The organism is Cupriavidus phytohabitans (assembly GCF_000426345.1).
Lineage (GTDB): Bacteria > Pseudomonadota > Gammaproteobacteria > Burkholderiales > Burkholderiaceae > Cupriavidus.
In genome coordinates this window covers 113,916-130,784 of sequence record NZ_AUFE01000015.1, presented here as the reverse complement: position 1 = coordinate 130,784, position 16,869 = coordinate 113,916, and the positions used below count along the sequence as shown (strand labels likewise).

17 protein-coding genes and 2 pseudogenes are annotated in these 16,869 nt (G+C 58.8%); 13 read left to right on the top strand and 6 right to left on the bottom strand.

The genetic code is table 11. From position 1 onward, the window contains the following. Positions 1-210: 210 nt before the first annotated feature. Both K309_RS39930 and K309_RS0114090 read left to right on the top strand, forming a co-directional pair. Positions 211-453 (top strand): annotated as a pseudogene (locus K309_RS39930) (H-NS histone family protein); the annotation flags it as partial. 192 nt (positions 454-645) lie between these two features. Continuing rightward, entirely contained in the window at positions 646-1,140 is a 495-nt protein-coding gene (locus K309_RS0114090; RefSeq protein WP_051320449.1) for a hypothetical protein, read from the top strand. Positions 1,141-1,456: 316 nt separating this feature from the next. On the opposite strand, the gene K309_RS39925 is transcribed toward K309_RS0114090, so the two are convergent. The 3 genes from K309_RS39925 to K309_RS0114080 form a co-directional block, all read right to left on the bottom strand. Next, a complete protein-coding gene (locus K309_RS39925; protein ID WP_232232379.1) occupies positions 1,457-1,828 on the bottom strand; it encodes a DUF4160 domain-containing protein in 372 nt (123 codons plus the stop codon). 64 nt (positions 1,829-1,892) lie between these two features. Next, positions 1,893-2,753, bottom strand: a complete 861-nt coding sequence (locus K309_RS0114085; protein ID WP_029047025.1) for an ImmA/IrrE family metallo-endopeptidase — start codon at positions 2,751-2,753, stop codon at positions 1,893-1,895. A 3-nt stretch (positions 2,754-2,756) separates the two neighbouring features. Next, entirely contained in the window at positions 2,757-3,080 is a 324-nt protein-coding gene (locus K309_RS0114080) for a helix-turn-helix domain-containing protein (protein ID WP_029047024.1), read from the bottom strand. A gap of 276 nt (positions 3,081-3,356) precedes the next feature. On the opposite strand from K309_RS0114080, the gene mblB reads away from it, so the two are divergent. The 7 genes and pseudogenes from mblB to K309_RS42435 form a co-directional block, all read left to right on the top strand. Next, positions 3,357-4,493, top strand: coding sequence for an anti-phage 6A-MBL system MBL-fold protein (gene mblB, locus K309_RS0114075; protein ID WP_029047023.1), 1,137 nt, complete (start codon positions 3,357-3,359; stop codon positions 4,491-4,493). Continuing rightward, on the top strand, positions 4,494-6,788 hold the full coding sequence (gene cap2-3 / locus K309_RS0114070; protein WP_029047022.1) for an anti-phage 6A-MBL system cap2_3 protein: 2,295 nt from the start codon (positions 4,494-4,496) through the stop codon (positions 6,786-6,788). It begins immediately after the preceding gene. Further along, positions 6,785-7,939: a patatin-like phospholipase family protein gene (locus K309_RS39550; RefSeq protein WP_035877457.1), complete on the top strand. Its 1,155-nt coding sequence runs from the start codon at positions 6,785-6,787 to the stop codon at positions 7,937-7,939. Before cap2-3 ends, K309_RS39550 begins: the two co-directional genes overlap by 4 nt. 53 nt (positions 7,940-7,992) lie before the next feature. Continuing rightward, a complete protein-coding gene (locus tag K309_RS0114060; RefSeq protein WP_029047021.1) occupies positions 7,993-8,841 on the top strand; it encodes a hypothetical protein in 849 nt (282 codons plus the stop codon). A gap of 583 nt (positions 8,842-9,424) precedes the next feature. Next, positions 9,425-10,381 (top strand): hypothetical protein, encoded by a 957-nt coding sequence (locus tag K309_RS0114055; protein WP_029047020.1) that lies wholly within the window; start codon positions 9,425-9,427, stop codon positions 10,379-10,381. 455 nt (positions 10,382-10,836) lie between these two features. Then, entirely contained in the window at positions 10,837-11,571 is a 735-nt protein-coding gene (locus K309_RS0114050) for an IS6 family transposase (RefSeq protein ID WP_500784372.1), read from the top strand. Between the two features lie 487 nt (positions 11,572-12,058). Further along, positions 12,059-12,280: pseudogene (locus tag K309_RS42435) on the top strand (integrase); the annotation flags it as partial. A gap of 40 nt (positions 12,281-12,320) precedes the next feature. Here K309_RS42435 and K309_RS0114040 read toward each other — a convergent pair. Further along, positions 12,321-12,539: a ribbon-helix-helix protein, CopG family gene (locus K309_RS0114040; protein ID WP_029047018.1), complete on the bottom strand. Its 219-nt coding sequence runs from the start codon at positions 12,537-12,539 to the stop codon at positions 12,321-12,323. Positions 12,540-12,640: 101 nt separating this feature from the next. On the opposite strand from K309_RS0114040, the gene K309_RS41680 reads away from it, so the two are divergent. Continuing rightward, complete coding sequence (locus K309_RS41680; RefSeq protein ID WP_156914358.1) at positions 12,641-12,943, top strand: hypothetical protein; 303 nt, start codon at positions 12,641-12,643, stop codon at positions 12,941-12,943. A gap of 68 nt (positions 12,944-13,011) precedes the next feature. Next, positions 13,012-13,338 (top strand): hypothetical protein, encoded by a 327-nt coding sequence (locus K309_RS0114030; RefSeq protein WP_029047016.1) that lies wholly within the window; start codon positions 13,012-13,014, stop codon positions 13,336-13,338. 35 nt (positions 13,339-13,373) lie between these two features. Here K309_RS0114030 and K309_RS0114025 read toward each other — a convergent pair whose 3' ends face one another. Beyond that, positions 13,374-13,643, bottom strand: a complete 270-nt coding sequence (locus tag K309_RS0114025) for a type II toxin-antitoxin system Y4mF family antitoxin (RefSeq protein WP_084402424.1) — start codon at positions 13,641-13,643, stop codon at positions 13,374-13,376. Between the two features lie 141 nt (positions 13,644-13,784). Further along, positions 13,785-14,162, bottom strand: coding sequence for a hypothetical protein (locus tag K309_RS0114020; RefSeq protein WP_156914357.1), 378 nt, complete (start codon positions 14,160-14,162; stop codon positions 13,785-13,787). 46 nt (positions 14,163-14,208) lie between these two features. Here K309_RS0114020 and K309_RS0114015 point away from each other — a divergent pair, with 46 nt between their 5' ends. Further along, entirely contained in the window at positions 14,209-14,445 is a 237-nt protein-coding gene (locus K309_RS0114015; RefSeq protein WP_029047013.1) for a transcriptional regulator, read from the top strand. A gap of 324 nt (positions 14,446-14,769) precedes the next feature. Further along, complete coding sequence (locus K309_RS36520) at positions 14,770-16,668, top strand: site-specific integrase (RefSeq protein WP_051320447.1); 1,899 nt, start codon at positions 14,770-14,772, stop codon at positions 16,666-16,668. Positions 16,669-16,869 lie beyond the last annotated feature (201 nt).

Below are 16,869 nucleotides of genomic sequence, written 5' to 3'. Positions count from 1 at the left end.
ACCCGTCGGGCCCCGCGCCTGATCAGCTCCTCGAGCCCAAGCCCGATTTCCGATAGACCGACTGCTTCTTTCCCTTTATCCTTGCTCATGGTGGACCTTTCTTGCGCTGGTTTCCGATCTCGACAATCAGATTCTCAGCGGAAAGCTCCACCGCCCTCTACTCCGCGCCTCAAATTCCCCGCCTGTACACCAGTTTCGACTTTAGCTCCGACCGAAGTTGCCGGAGTCATTGAGCAGATTCAGACGCTGATGGCCCAGTATGGCCTTAGTGTTGACGATATTGCTGCGAAGCGCCGTCGCGGTCGCCCTGCTGGCAGTGGCGCCCGCGCCAAGCGTGAACCGCTGCCTCCGAAATATCAAAACCCGAAGACTGGCGAGACCTGGTCTGGCAGGGGCCGGGCGCCGGCTTGGCTCGGCAAGAATCGGGATAAGTTCCTGATTCCTGAAGCGTAAAGCGACGCAAACGCCGAAATACGAGGGATCGTAAGCGGTGCTGCGCGGTCACCACCAGCCGGTAGACTACGAATCCTCGCAGGGCGGACTCGCTTCGTCAGGATCGAAGCGGGGGCGGCCAGTCACCCAGTCACGCAGTGCGGCAGATTTCGCTAATGCAGTTACTGCGCGCCTTTACCGCTCTTTCTTAGCATGGATTCCACCGCTTTCCTGAGGCAATTCGTGCAGGGCTACGCCGAACTCAGCGATGAGGAGCTTGCCGCAATTGCAGACTTCACCTTCCTTTGGAGCGCCATGGAAGGCCTTGTGCTGCAGGCAAATGCGAGCCCGACATCGCTGGTCGCTGCCGTGAACGCGTTGGCGCAGGCAGGCCGACTGAATTTGGCGCCATTTGAGGAAAGTTTGGCGTACTTCCGCAATCGCTACTTTCAAGGTGGCGAGTTCACACATCACTTCGACAAGCTGTTATTCAGGCGTCCCGATCGTCGTCCACTGGTCGAGGCGGTGTTAAAGGGAGAGGATGAGGAGCCGGCGCACATCGTCGGCGCGCTTCTGCTTATCGTCTACCGGTTGCGGAATAACCTATTCCATGGTGAGAAATGGGCATATGGCATCCGCGGCCAGCATGCGAATTTTCGACATGCGTCTGATGTACTGATGCGGCTCATAGAATTGCACCGGGAGTGAGCAACCTTGCTACTGCACCGTATCTATCAATTCAGGCAACGGTGCCCGAGCAGATCCTGTTCGATATTGCCAAGTCCGTGGCCGTTGAGCGCGACGCGCATGGCAAAGCCGCCAAAGCTGGACCAGGGGCTTCTGGCGCTGCCGCCCCTAGATAGCAAAGGCACTAGCGGCGAGAAGCAGCCACTCCCGTCGGAATATCGCGGTCCCAAAGACTGGCCGAGGGACGCCTGAGGCCGGTTCCTGTCGGCAATTTGAACAATAGACGCAACTTCCGTTGTAGGGTCGCCCATGATAGAAAAATCATGGCGCTCCTATGCTAATGCAGTACAGAAAGCGATTGAATGAAGTGTGACTCAGGTTCGCCAGATTGAAGAGCTTGCCATACAGCCCGCAGGCTTTCATGATTAGCAATTGCCCAATCGGAGACAGCCTTATCGTACTTTTTGTCGAGACTACCCTCGATTCTCTCCCATGTATCGATGGCGTAAGCCGCGACATGGTTGTTCCGTCCATAGTCCACATGAAAATGTGGTCTTTTATGCCCTTTTTCCTGATAAATTTTTAGCTTAATTTGCTCTTTTTTGAGCAATAGCTGCTCCAGGAAGCCAGAGGGCTTGTTGGCCGCTGGACGGGATATCAAGTCCACAAGTGCGAATGCCTGCTGAAGTGCTGAAAGATCGAATTCCACGTTGTTGGGCTTGAGCGAATCAGCCGAGGATCATATCCCATCCACTGACGAACTCTGGCAGTAGTTATGATTGTAAGTCTCGGTTGCGAGGAGCCCACACATCTGCAAAGCGCGGAAGTACGAGCAGTGTAAGTGTGGAGTCATATTGTTCAGCTGACACCTTCATCTCACGCAGCGGTATCTCCGTGTCTGCATGAGGAAACCACGTCTGAGCTGGGACAGTGATTCCCACACGTTCATGTCGAATTGCCGTATTTGCTGCCAGAGATTGCTCGGGAATCTGGATGGTCTTGCGACGTGTTGCAAAATAAGCCCCGGCTTTGCGCGCCGAATCGCTTGACCACGCCCAATCCATAAAGCCGTCTCTCGACATAACGAGGACTGCCTTCTCGTCAGTGTATGAAAGCCACTGCAAGGTAGTTGCAGTGAGCGAGACGCCATACCTATCCGCACAATGCCCAAGCGCGTCCAGCGTGATCGCGTCTGTCACCTGATCCCTGAAGTCATGCAATGGCATGAGCAGGTAGGACGCGAACTTGTCAGCTTCGCCTTCAATACCTTTTTCCTGCTCGGACCAATCTAGCATGTCCTCCGACGTACATTCGAAGCTTTCCCGCTGGTACCGATGGAGAATGTAGTGTCCGAGTTCGTGAGCTTGAGTGAAGCGAATCCGGCCAGGGGAGGCGAGGGCATTGTTGTAAAGCAGTGTCCAGTTCTCAGTGCCCGTCTTGAACAGACCGCCCTCGAAGCCCTTGATGTCCGCAGCCTCCACAGCAGAAATTGGATCCGTAAACTGAAAAAGACCCGCGCAGTCGAGCGCAAGTTTCTTGACATCTACCGGGTACCTGACTTCGCCATGGGTATGGTGGAAGACGTCCAGAATCTGCGAGATTCGATTCGCTTCCTTCACTGGAGATAGCTTCATGCGCTAAGGCTTAGTTCTGAATGTATCGAGGATCCTGCGAAGCTGCTCCTTCGCTTCCGGCTCTAGCTTCTGATAGTTCCTGAAAAATGCTTCATCTTTGTGGCGCTCTTCCGGAGCCCGAACGTCCTCTTCTATGAAGTAGCTGACCGCTACGCCTAGCACGTCCGCTAAGCTCGTCAGCTTTTCGGCAGACGGTCTCTGCGATTCCCGGTTCTCCAACTCCCAGAGATAGCTTTTACTTAGTCCCGCTAGGTCTGCCAGCTTTTCTAAGGTTAGTCCCTTCTGCTTGCGAAGCTCCTTGAGCTTGTCTCCCAGCTTGGTTCCCATGAGGCAACTCCTAAAAACGACGGCGCGAGGGTACCACGATTCCGAACTTTTTAGTTGACAACCGCGAAAGGCAGGTATACCTTTGTTCTGTTCGCTATACCGAACTTTTCTGCCCGGTTTTCCGGGAAGCGAGGGTACGTGGACTCGAAATCGGGCTCTCCTGGAACGCCTTTCTTCGATTGTAGTGCGGTCGACGGTGCCATCACTGCACGGATAGTGATGCATACGACATTTTTAGACGGGTTCCGGGTGTTGTAAGAGTTCGAGGAAACAAAAATGACTCATCGCATCATTTTCTACCCCGTCGGAAACGGGGATACCTGCCAGATCGTGCTCGAGAATGGCAAACGGATCCTGATGGATTACCGCCACCGCAAGAAGACGGAGTTGGGCGAAGGGCCGGAGATTAATCTGAAGGAACGCCTGAAGAAGGAGCTTGACGACGCGAAGCGGGATTCGTTCGACGTCGTGGCCTTTACCCACGGAGATACGGACCATCTGGAGAACAGTACGGAGTTCTTTCACCTGAGGCATGCCGCGAAGTATCAAGGGGAGGGCCGCATCAAGATTGACACCCTCTGGGTGCCAGCCGCGATGGTGCTCGAATGCGGCACGAATGGTCAGCAGTCTTCCGAATTTGTCATCTGGCGCCAAGAAGCCCGCCACCGTCTGAAGGAGGGCAAGGGTATCCGCGTATTCTCCAAGCCCGAGAAACTGAAGGGCTGGCTTGAAGAAAACGACCTGACTCTGGAGTCGCGCCGGCATCTCATTACCGATGCTGGCCAGTTGGCACCGGACTTCAATTTGGCGTCGGACGGCGTCGAGTTCTTCTGTCATTCGCCGTTCATCAAGCATGTCGATGACGGCGATGACCTGCGCAATGCCGCATCACTTATCTTCAACGTGCGCTTCCGTAAGGGCTTCAACGACTATGACTACCTGGCCGTTGGTGACTCGGAGTGGTGCGTGCTCGAAGACATCGTAAAGACCACCAAGTACCATAACAATATGGATCGCCTGGCGTGGGATCTGTACAACATACCGCACCACTGCAGCTACCTGGCTCTCAACAAGGACAAGGGAGAGTACGAGACTGTTCCGACGCCCTTGGTTGCAGAAATTCTGATGGCCGGTAAGGAAGGCGCGTATGTCGTCAGCTCGAGCTGTCCGATTCCGGATACGAAAGAAGCGCGCGAGGAACCTCAACCTCCGCACATCCAGGCACGGAAGTGCTACCAGACCTATCTGAAGAAGACAGGCGGTGCGAAGTTCCTCGTGACGATGGAGGAGCCGAACGCAACCAAGCCGGAGCCGCTCGAGTTCAAGATTGACGAAAACGGGCTTTCGTTGACTCGCGCGACGGCCGCGGCAGCGAACATCATCATTTCCAAGCCGACACCGAGGGCCGGCTGAGTGACGACCGAATACTACACCGTTGGAGAGCAGCTGCAGTTTGATCCAGCGCAGCTGCAGTTTGATGAAAGCCGGCGTCTTTTCGCAGCCTGTCAGCAGCATTCCGCCTTCGATGTCGTGGAATTGCGCCGTATCGAGCGGCGCTCTGGGGATACCAAAGACATCATTGACGGCATTGTCGTTGAGTGCTGCGATGGGACGGTACCCTCTCGCAACGTTGCCGGTATCAAGAACCGCGAACGACTGTTACTGCGTCATGGTCCAGGGCTGATAGGGCCCCATGAAGTCAATGCACTGCGGCGCGATTTTCCGGCCACCCTTCACCAGAATTCCGTTCGAGATGGAGACCCGCCGTCTCTGTGTATCTATGCCGAACCTTGGAGTGCTGTTGAGCGGACGTGGACGCCGGCGAAGCATCTCGAACGGATCCTTTGGTGGCTGCGTGAGACGGCTCTTGGGAAGTTGCACCTTGCCGACCAGCCTGTCGAGCGCATGCATTTCGTGTCCCCCTTCCAGCTTGCCCTGCCGGCCGACTTCGTGGGCCGCGCAGGAAAAGATGCGGAAGTGCTGCACGTCGAGGGCGCCAATTCCAGACCGGATGGGAAAGTACTCCGGGGATACTGGCGTCCGAAAGGCAGTGCGAAGTCCAAAGCAGATTCGGGGATTGACCCGTTGGTAGTTGCGGTGCCCACCGTGGTTTCGACAGGTATCGAGCGATACCCGGCGACGTTGGGTGCACTGCACGACCAACTGGAGAGGAAGGGTTCGAGCTTGCTGCCGTGGCTGGTCGATTCCGCAAAAAGAGCGTTGCCTCCAGCCGGCGGTGTCGAGATTCCGAAGGTGGATACCGGGCACACACTACTGCTGCTTCAAATCCCCATGGCCAGGTCGCCGGGTGCGGAACCCGAGCGGACGGATGCTGACTGCTATTTCGTGCATGCGTCACTTGTTCGCTTGGGATTGGCATGTGGCGCGTATTTCGATGGCAAGGATGGCAGGGCATACGCGAATAATGGCCTCGGAGCTGTCGTTGTTCCGCTCGATAAGGAAGAGGCATGGCGGGAGCTCAAGATCGAGCCTATCGATGCTAGATTCGCACTCACGCCAAAGGATGCGCGCCAGGCTGCAGGAGTGCCTGACGACGGAGCAGAATTCCAGGGAGTACTGGCAGGCGTCGGAGCACTGGGTAGTTGCATGGCGGAATTGTGGTGGCGGGAAGGGTGGGGGAGTTGGACCTTCATCGACGACGACGTACTGCTTCCACACAATCTGGTGCGCCATGCCGGCGAAGACCGCCATATTGGATGGTCGAAAGTGGATGTCGTGACCAACTTGGTGGAACTGACGTGGTCCACAACAGCAAAGCCCAAGGGCGTTCCCGCTAAGGTTACAGACGATACACCGGAGGTACGCGATGCCCTCGCGTCCGCGGCCCTGCTCGTTGATGCAACGACCACGCTGGAAGCCCCGAGGGATCTGGCAGTAAAAGATGATACGCCGCGAATGGCGTCAGTCTTCCTCGCTCCGTCTGGTCTGGGCTCCGTCCTCTTACTTGAGGATGCGGGCAGGAATATTCGGCTGACGACACTGGAGGCTCAGTATTACCGCGCCATTCTCAATGCAGACTGGGGTGAGCACCATCTGACTGGCCATTCCGGCGCCTTTTGGGTTGGTGCGGGTTGCCGTGATGTGTCAGGGGTGCTTTCGCCAGAGGTCGTGCATCTCCACGGGGCCACGCTGGCCAAGCAGGTCCGCCAGCTAGCGGGGCGCCAGCAGGCCGAGCTTCGAATCTGGACTCTCGACGACGAAACAGGCTCACTGACCGCCAACATCATGCCTGTTGAAGAGCCAATCGAACGCGCCTGCGGTGAGTGGCGTGTGCTCTGGGACAAGGGTGTTCAACAGCGGCTGGGAGTGCTTCGGGCGGAGTGTCTCCCCAGTGAAACTGGTGGGATCATCCTCGGCTATCGTGATCACAGCCTAAAGACAATTCATATCGTCGACGTTCTCAGCGCGCCCGGTGACAGCAAAGCAAATTCGGCTAGTTTTATCCGCGGAACGGTAGGGCTGGCTGAAGCCCTTGAACGTGCTGCAAACCGTACCGCCAATATCGTAGGGTACATCGGGGAGTGGCATTCTCACCCGAAATACTCCTCCGCAGCTCCCAGCGGTGCTGACGTGGAGTTGCTGGCATATTTGGCGAAGACGTTGGCCATGGACGGGCTCCCCGCACTAATGGTCATCGTCGGCGAAAGCGACGTTTCTGTTGCTGTGGGGGAAGGGCGCGACGTATGAATGGCACCAGCCTCGAACCGGGAAGAAGTATCGGCCTCGCTCTGTCAGGAGGCGGTGTGCGCGCCGCCGCTTTCCACGCAGGCGTCATAAAGTATCTCGCGGAGCAGCGGCGCCTTGAAGATGTCCTGCATATATCGTCAGTGTCCGGGGGAAGCCTGTTCGTCGGGATGACGTTCCAGTCAGCGGATAATCGCTGGCCGACTTCCGATGTTTACCTCAAAGAGGTGCATCCGCGGCTGCGAAGGGTGCTGACAACCGAATCTTTGCAGGTGTCGGCATTCCTGAGACTGGTCCTTAATCCTCTGAATTGGCGATTCATGCTATCCAGGGCAAACGTTGTTGCTCAGGCAATCGAAGGATTGTGGGGTGTAACGGCGACGCTAGGAGATCTGAGCAACTCTCCGGCCTGGTCGATCAATTGCACCACTGGCGAAACGGGTCGGCGGTTCCGATTCAAGAATCGAACCATGGGCGACTATGATCTCGGCTACGCGAAAGTTGAAAGTTTCAGCGTTGCAAAAGCCATGGCAATCTCGGCAGCGTTCCCAGGTGGTATCGGCCCTCTGACTGTCGAGAGCGGAAACTTTGAGTGGGAAAAGCGTGAGGAATGGCATGCTGCCGCCCCTACCCGTTATGAGTTGCCTTACAGAACGCTCCACCTGTATGACGGTGGCCTCTACGATAACCTAGGCATGGAGCCGATGTTTGACGTGGGTAGGCAGGCCATCAAGAGGGACGGAACGCTTCCGGGAGACATCCAATACATGATTGTGTCTGATGGAGGGGCTCCATTCCCGCGCCAGGCAATTCCACACCCCTTGAATCCCTTCCGGTTTAAGCGCATTGCCGACATCGCGTTGGATCAAAGCAGAGCTCTCCGCGTCCGCGCGTTCGTGAATTTTCTCCAGAAGAATCCGATGTCGGGAGCCTACCTTGGCATCGGGGCTCGGGCCGAAGACTCCATTCGTAAGTTCTCTACGGGGAGAGAGGAAGTAGCGGCTAAGCTTTTGGGGGAACAATGGCTCTCGCCCGATGAATCAAAAACCGCGGCAACATATAGCACGACACTTCACAGGATGTCTGAGACGAGCTTTGACCTCTTGGCCCGTCATGGCTATGAGACTGCAAGGTGGAATTTGGAGATGATGTGACGCCCTCCTCGCCGTAAGGGTTAGACTTGGTTCAAATATCGGCGGAGTGCCAGATGGACAAAGCACAGCAAACTGCGCTACGGGCGTTGAAGGACGAAGTACTTCGAAAAGTTGGGCGGAATCTCCTGCTGAACCAGGAGATCGAGTACCTTTTAAAGTCCATCCTTGGTATCGCGAGGATTGAGGGTAGTATCGCGGACGCTGCCACTAGGCTCGAGGCTCGCCAACAAAACCTGAGTACGTCGTCGATGGGCATGCTGCTAAAGCGGGTCCGGGAAGAGTTCCTTACCAGCCCAGAGGAGATGCGCGACGACGAGTATTCTGTGGAAACGAGCCTGCCGCGGGTCAAAACGACAGTCCAAATTGAGCTCTCTCCAGCGGATAGGGCGTCGTTGGAGGCTGAACTGGCGGCGCTAGCCAAGGAGCGCAATGAGCTTGCGCACCATTTTCTTCCACACTTGAAAACTGAGTCGGTTGAGAGGATGGCTGAAACCGTCGCACGCCTAGACCAGCAGAAGGACAGGGTTGTGGCGATGAGCAATCGTCTGAAGTCAATGCGCGATACCGCGCACCAAGCCTGCCAGGCTTACGCTGCCTTTCTCCAGTCCACCGAGTTTCAAGAGGCATTCGAGCTCGTATGGCTGCAGGGTAGTCGAATGATTGAGCTGTTGCTTGAGACTGTAGCGAAGCCGCGTCGTGCGGACGGATGGACCGACCTCTCATACGCGCAGTCGATGGCGAGGGCGAAGGAGCCGGACGCCTTCGCGGATCGCAAGATTCGGTACGGCGAGCAGAGTCTGAAAGCACTCGTCATGAAGTCGCAGCTCTTTGACGTTGCAGAAGAAGTGTTGCCAAAGGGTCAGAGGACCCTCATTCGAATCCGACAACAGAGACCTTGTTGATGCAGGGTGCTCGCACTCCCAAGCTTGCGAGTCCTAGCGATATATCTCCTCATCGAAAGGCTATGCTTCGGTCGGCCGATCTGGCGCTCGAAATCAGTCGGGGCCGCGCGCCGTGCCGAACCTGGCAACGACTAACAAGGCACGCGATGCCTGATCGTGTCGACGCGCCACTGCGCATGTTGTCGGCGCCCCGTGCCTACCAGCAACTGCGCGTGCCCGACGACGCGCGAATGCCGTGTCGCCAAGGGCATGGGAAAGCAGACCCCAGGGCGAATGCGCTCGCAAATGGAGTACTCACTTCACGTCCTCCTTGCCCTAAAGGCCCCCGAAGGACGGGGCTTGTGGCGCCCTTGGTCACTGACCCTGGCGTAGCAATGCCTTCCTTTCCGCCTCCACCCTCGAACGCACCCATGACGCCTGGCGCTAGCAGTGTCCGTCACACGCGTGCGGTGCTTGATGCACGTCTCATGCGCCTGTTTTCCGCTGTCCCCTTGGTGAGGAGATCAGGGTTGTCCGTGCTGGCGAGGCCGTTCGATTTTATCCAGGCGACATCACTTACGAGCGCGGGCTTGGCGGAGATTCGATGCTTGCTGCGGTGGCCTATATCGCCCTGTCGTTCTTGTCGCGTGAGTATCCGAAGCGTCGGATGGACAGCGCCCTCGATGACTTCAAGCGATTTCCGCTCTTCGCGGCGCGGCAGCATACATTGCCCATTGGAGAGCGGGCCCCCAACTTCGGCTATCCGATTTGGTGGGACTTCGATGGGTGCTCGGAACTTCCCGATCCTGCGTTTCCCTTCGCCCATCGTTTTGTCATCGGGTATGACGGCGCCGACGGGCTGCTTTATGGCCGCGCGATGTTTTTCTCCAGACTCAGCCTCTCGTTCCATTTTGGATATACCGAAAAGGGCCAGCCCAGCTCGGCCAAAGTAATTGATATCGACCCCCTCGCTGCTCGACACCAAGACTCGATGATAGTCGAGGGTCTCGATGGTGCGGCTACACGACCGGACCGCCCAGTTGCGAGGCAGCGCGCCGATGTCCGCCATCGCAACGAGTTGCTCATGCAGGAAGCAGTCGATTCGTTGATCGCTGAAATTCTCGGGCGTCGACTGAAAAAATACGCGCGAAAGGCAACGCGCTTAATGTCTTTCGCTGCTAAAGCGGGGCCGGCGGAGGCCATGAGGACAGCGCGCGAGATTTGCTCCGACGCGCAACAGCGGCTTCTGACCTTGGCCCGCAAGCTACCGAACGATGCTGGTAAAGACGTGGCACGGGCGGCCTGGCTTCGCGAGTTGACACGGCCCATCGAGCGTGCCCCAGAGGAGTCGACTGGTCTGACGGTAGATGGACAGGAAGCACTGGCCATAATGGCCGAGGCGCTCGCCGCGCAGATGGTAGTAGATTCGGTTGCTGAAGCGCTCGACCAGATACGGATGGAAAATCTATTAGGAGGAACTGCTGGAAAAACTGTCCTCGAACGCGCCCTTGCCGCCTTCTCAACCCGCAAAAGTCGACCATCGGAAAATGGAAGCCGATAAGTCCTGTGCATCATTTGATTCAGGCAGCGGAAGGCGAACGCCCTTGGCGTTGTTCGGAGTGCAATGTTTCAAGGTTTGCGCGGCTAGCTTCCATCCTTCCAATGAACTTCCACCATCCATAGGGGATGTGAGCCCTGTAGGACCTTGATTGCCGCTATGTATGCGTCGTAGGTCGCCTTGTCGAATGCCGTCCACGAGTCGCCTTTCGCACGTGCGATATTCCAGAGACTCCTGAATCGGCGATGCAACTCCAGCTCCAACGCTGTAGGCCGCAGGCGGCCGATACGCGGTATCGGTCATCGCGCGCTGCACGTACGATGCTTTGGGCCTGCGCGATCCTATCCCGGGCACTCTCCACTCGGCCAGGGTTGAGCTGCGACGGCACTAGCGTCCCAGGGGAAGAGCAGCGCCAGCGGTTCTGTCACGTTAGGGATGCGGCCGGGTAGAATGACGGGATGATGGAGACCAAATCGCTCTATCACGGCCACCGGTTTCCGGCGGCGATCATTCGCCACGCAGTGCGCTGGTATTTTCGCTTCAACCTGAGTCTGCGCGACATCGAGGAACTGCTGTTCGAGCGCGGTGTGGTCGTGACCTACGAGACAATTCGCCGCTGGTGTGACAAGTTTGGCGCCGGCTATGCCCATCGTGTGAAGGCCGCACGGCGCAAGCTAGGCAGCACCTGGCATCTCGATGAGATGTTCGAGGCGCTGCGCGGCGAGCCTTATCTGCTGTGGCGGGCGGTTGACGAGCATGGCGCTGAACTCGACATTCTGCTGCAGAAGCGTCGCGACAAGGCAGCAGCCAAACGATTCTTCCAGCGCGTGCTTCGCTTCTACTCGGCACCACGCAAGATCGCCACCGATCAGCTACGCCGCTACTCGGCCGCGAAGACCGACATCCCGGAACTGGCGAACGTCAAACACGTGTTTGTTAAAGCCGCCGCTCGCGTCAACAACCGGGCCGAGAACAGCCACCAGCCGACCCGCGAACGCGAGCGGCGCATGCGTGGGTTTCGCGAGCGCAAACGTACGCAGGCTTTCCTTTCGAGCTTCGCTCCGATCCGGCAACACTTCGCGCTGAAATGGAATCTGCTGCGTGCTTCGCTCTATCGCAAACACCTCGCTGCACGATTCGCTGCCTGGCACGAATTCACCAAGGTGGCCCAAAATCCGTCAACTGCTTTTTGAGCAGTGGTCCCGCGTGCCACTACCTTGTCTCGCTACCGGCAAGTTGACAGCGCCGTCGACGGGCAGTGTCGAGTGTGTCGATGAGGCTACCGCGAAGGTTTGGATGCAGGCAGCGATTGACATGGCGAAGCAGGCGACGGTCTCTCCTGAGACTGCCGAGCGCGGCCGCACGCAAGGCAAATAGGCAAATAGCAAGACCGTGCGGCGCCCCTCTGCGCGTGCCTCCGGTGAATCCCGTGCACGGGGCGCAGTGAAGGCCCGTGAAGGAGTGGCGGCAACGAAGCCGCGGTAACGCACTCGCGCGCTACCAGTTCGGCAGCAATTGCCGTAAAGCCAGAGCGGCTGGCGCCAGAGCGCAGACGATGGAGAGCGGGCGCCGGCTGGTGAGATTTGACAGGGTTGTGCGCAGCCAGGGACTGTGCTGGCGGCAAGCGTTGATCCTGAGGGTAAGCGCCCGCTGCTAGTCGAGCAGGCGTCGCGGGGGATCGTCGTGCCGTGGGAGCAATTGCGGCTGCCACATGAAGTCGACGGCTCCCAGGGGCAGTTTCGCGTACCGCACGAGACTTGCACCCTTAACGCGGACAATGATTACGCGGGCGATCCTCGCGTGGCTGGGGCTGCATGAATCGCCGGCCACGCAGTGCACCTATCGCAAGGAGGCCGAGCGACTGATCCTGTGGAGCAATCTTGGAGCGTGAGCGGCCGTTAGCGGCGTGCGGACGAGAAGGTAATGCGTCAGGCTGGCGCCTTCACCATTCCAAGCGTCGCTCTTGCTGGTATGCGAGGCCGTCGATCTGCTTGTCCTTCCACCGCCCGAATACATCAGCCCCAAGCGCCAGCTTTCGCTGCGCGATGTACGCCTCAATGGCGTCACGGATAACAGCCGCCCTTGGACGATGCTCGGCCTCTACGATTGCCGCAAGTTCCTCAATTTGCGTATCAGTCAAATCGACAAAGACTCGGCCCACATCAGTCTCCAATTGTGTCAAATCGTGTGACCGTCTGGCGAGGCGACCAATCGCGCGAGCCTGATGTACCATCGCAGTGAACGCAAACAATGAGCACTACGATGAGCATCCAAGAGAAAGGCCGGCTTCTTCAGGCTTGGCTTCTCGCCGGCCTCCCATATTTTGATCAGGCTGGTCGCCGCTACTTACATCTTCACGATGTTCCGCTTGAGTTCGAGAGCGCCATCCTGCGATGGCTTGATCTTCATCCAGAACTTGTTGAATATGACTCTCCAGATTGCGTGCTTGCCGAGGGGCCAAAAGGAATTGCGATAAGCGCATGTGGCTGGTCCACGTTCTTGACCTGGGTTAAGGAGACGCTTGACGAGAAACTAGCGGAGATGGAGGCAAGGTCACAAACTTAGCGAATGGCGCAAGAGGAGCAGGTTAGCCGCTGCGCGCTCGTCAGGCCCCTACCATAAACGGATAACACATGCTAAGAGTACGAATTGAACTCGTTCCCAATGGTGACGAAGCGGCTTCTCGTCTATTGGGGGACTTGGAGATTATCAACGATGGCACCGGAACCGAGTTCACTGGCAACTACGATGTCGTCATGAAAGAGTATTCTGAGTCTGCCTCGGGCAAAAGAACAGCGTTTCAGACGACAGCAATTATCGAAGACGTTGAGCGTGACATTGCTAGGCCAGTGCAACTCGTGGGCCTTGCGATGAGTTTGTTGGCGCCCGTGAAAAGAACCTTGAGCAACAACTTCACGCCGTGGGGCCGGATCGTGTCCCAGAAGGCATTGGACGACTAGACGCGCCGCAGCATCCAGCCACCACGACGGCGTTGCTAGCGCGCAATGACAGCCAGCTTGGTACCCAGCCTATCAAGCACGCTCAGCACCCTGTTGAACTGCACCGTTGTCTTCCCTCGCTCGAGATCGACAATGAAGCGCTGGCCAGTGCCGGCGAAAGCGGCTAGCGCCTGCTGCGTCACGCCTTGTTGCGTCCGCAGCTGTTTGATCAGCGCGCCCAGGTCGGCGGGAGTGGTGACTTCACCGAGGACGGTCAGGCGTCGGTCGTGCGCAGTGGACACGACGGGGTTGGCCTTGCCGTACATACACCTTACCGTACGGGAAGATTCTCGCAGAGTTTAGCGTCAAACGCGCCCCGTCTTACCGATCGGGAAGTCCCGGACGCCCGGACCCGCTTCTGCCGTGGATAATCAGGACCACCGGCGGCAGCTCCCAATGGCGCAATGTCAGCGCAAGTCGTCCCACGCACAGAGACGATCTCCATTCTTGGCGTGGAACCAGAAGCAGTTGTCCCGTTCCTCAGGCAGGAGTTTGACGGCAAGGGCTTGCGCGCCATCCAAGGTGCATCGCAGCACCACCTTGCTGCCCGCCTTCAAGTTGATCTCCAACTTTTCCGAGGCCTCAAAAAATACCAAGTGGTCGACGTCGGCCCGCTCCACCACGACGTGGAAGCCGAACTTCAACACATCGAGTGCCACTTTGGTCCTGCCCGGACTGACGATCAATTCAGCCTTGACACCTCTGCGCCCTTCGACGAGGGCCTGTTTGCGTTCGCTGCGTGAACTCATATAAGGAGTGATGTCTGCAAGGGGAGTCCATTCCAAATTATCCTATTTTGGGATTTTTTGGAATAGATGGTCGCATCATGTGATGAAGACCATTCACTCCGCGCGCTATGCAGCCGTCATTACCGAACTTCGCCGGGAACGGCAAGCCCTTCAGATCACTCAGCAAGCCCTTGCTGAACGTTTAAGTAGGCCGCAATCCTACGTCGCCAAGGTCGAATTGCTGGAGCGGCGCCTTGATGTGGTGGAGGTGGGCGAGTGGCTGCTGGCGCTTGGGCAGAGGCCAACGGCTTTTTTCCAACGCTTTGATTGGTGGTCGTGAAGGGCCATCGCCCTGGGTCAATGGCGAGCCGCTATGGGCCAGTCGCCCGGCGCGGGCAGCGCGCCGCCGGGTCTGATCCAAATCGAGCGTATGAGCGCCGGTAAGTCCTGGATTTCTCAACAACTGTGGGCGGATCTGCCGATTTCCCACGAGCCAGAGCTAGCGTGACACCCATCACGCTTCGGTGACCGCGTGCGGCCCTTGGGTTGGCGAGCAAATTCGCCTATCAAGATATCTGTACCTATCTGCATAAGCGTTTCTCGCGATTTACCCACCAAGCGGCGGATGGGCCACCTGTCCGGCGCTGAAAAGAGGAGGGCCCGTATGGCTTCCGACCCCGCCGCCCCGCACCGCTCGGCGCCGCCCGGGGTGCCTTCCGACCCGGAAAACCCAGCCACCCAGGGGCGTCGCCGGCGCGGCGCCGGCCAGCCCATGGCGCCGACGCGCTACCTCGGGGCGCACCATTTCGCTTTCTACCGCGGCGTGCTCGAAGGGCTGGATCTGGCCGAGTTGGGGGCACGTTATCTGGAGACCGGCCGCGACCGGCGCCAGGCCCGTCTGACGCAGCAGACGATCGAGGCCGAACTGCACCGCGGCGTACGCCGTCTGCAGCCCGTCGATGGCGCGTTTGGCGACGATGGCGGTGCCCGTGCACCAAAGAAACTGCCTGACGAGCCGACGTGGCAAGCCCTGTTCCGATCCACCGGCAAGGGGGTACCGGGACGTATGCGGGCGCGTCAGCTCGCGGCGCTTGATGCGGCGCGCCCGTTTCTCACGCGCACGCCGACCCCGGCCGATGCCGTGGCGGGGTGGTTCGCGCCCGCGGTCGCCGCGCGGCTCGCTGCGGCAGGTCTCGCGACGCTCGCCGACCTGCAGGCCTGTGTCGTCGCGCGCGGAGTGCGCTGGTACCGGCGCGTGCCGCGTATTGGCGCGGTGACGGCGCAACGGATCGTGGCTTGGCTCCAAACCGAAATCGGGGCGCTCGGCGCGCTTGGTGCGCTCGCCCCGGCGGCCCTGGCGCCGCGGCGCGCCCTCACGACGGCGGCCCGCGCGGCCCTGCGGCCCGCGGCGGTCATGATCGCGCCGCTTGAGGCGTTGCTTGTGCCGGCCGACCGCGACGGGCGCACCGGTCACAATCGGTCGGGGCCCGAGGCGCACGCGCGCATCGCGGCGCAGCAAGACTTGGCGGCCATTCAGGCATGGCTCGCGACACGGGGGGCGGAGCACGGACCAACGTGGCGGACCTACCGGTGTCATGCGGAGCGGCTGCTGTTGTGGGCCGTATTCGTGCGTGGCAAGGCGCTGTCTGACCTGACCGTGGAGGATTGCACGGCCTATCTAGCCTTCCTGGCCGATCCGCAGCCGGCCGCGCAGTGGATTGGTCACCGTGGCGTGCCAAGGTATTCCTATGAATGGCGTCCCTTTGCCGGGCCGCTATCGCCGGCCAGCCTGCGCCAGAGTTTTACCGTGGTGAGCGGCCTGTGTGCGTGGCTGGTCGACGCCCAGTACCTGCGCTACAACCCGTGGGCCCTGGTGGCGAAACCCAAGGTGCCCCGCTCGCGCATCCAGGTCTCACGCAGTTTCACGAAGACCCAGTGGGCCTTTCTCCAGCGCTGCGCCGCCGAATTGCCGGCGGACGATCTACGCGATGCGCGGCTGCTCTTCCTGTTGCGCTTTGCGTATGCGACGGGCTTGCGCATTGCCGAGCTGTCGCGGGCTACGGTAGGGGACTTGCGGCATCGCGACTTGCCAGACGACCCGCGCGGCTCCTGGGAACTGGTGTTTACGGGCAAAGGTACGCTTGAGCGCGAGGTGCACGTCTCGCATGCGGTGATCGGGGCGCTGCGTCGCTACCTGTTCGCGCGCGGGCTCACTACAGACTTCAACCGCTTGCTTCCTGCCACGCCCCTGATTGGCCGGGTCAAGGCTGACGGCAGGATGGGCGCGCTGTCGGTGCAGCAGATCCACGCGATCTTGAAGCGGTTCTTCCGGCGCGCGGCCGCCATGCTCGAGGGAGAAGATCCTACAGGTGCTTCGCGTGTCGCATCGGCCTCTGCGCACTGGCTCAGGCATTCTTTCGGCAATCACGCCATCGCGCACGGCGTGGCCTTGGATGTCGTGCAGAGTCAACTTGGACATGCTTCGCTAGCCACCACCTCGGTCTACGTGCGGGCGGAGGCCGAGCGACGCGCGCAGGAACTCGAGCGACCCGGCATCTTCTAGATTGGTAGCGAGATACGGCGTGGGGCGATAAGGATTCACGGAACAGACGGATCTGCATCGCATAAAAAATAAATATTAAATTTCAACGTGCGGATTGACGTTTATTCAGAAAATCATCGGATTTGTTCATTGAATTTTTATTTTTTCTGGGTCATCCAGCAGTTCTGTGGGAGAGGCAGCACGCCCGTGTGCGACGGGTCA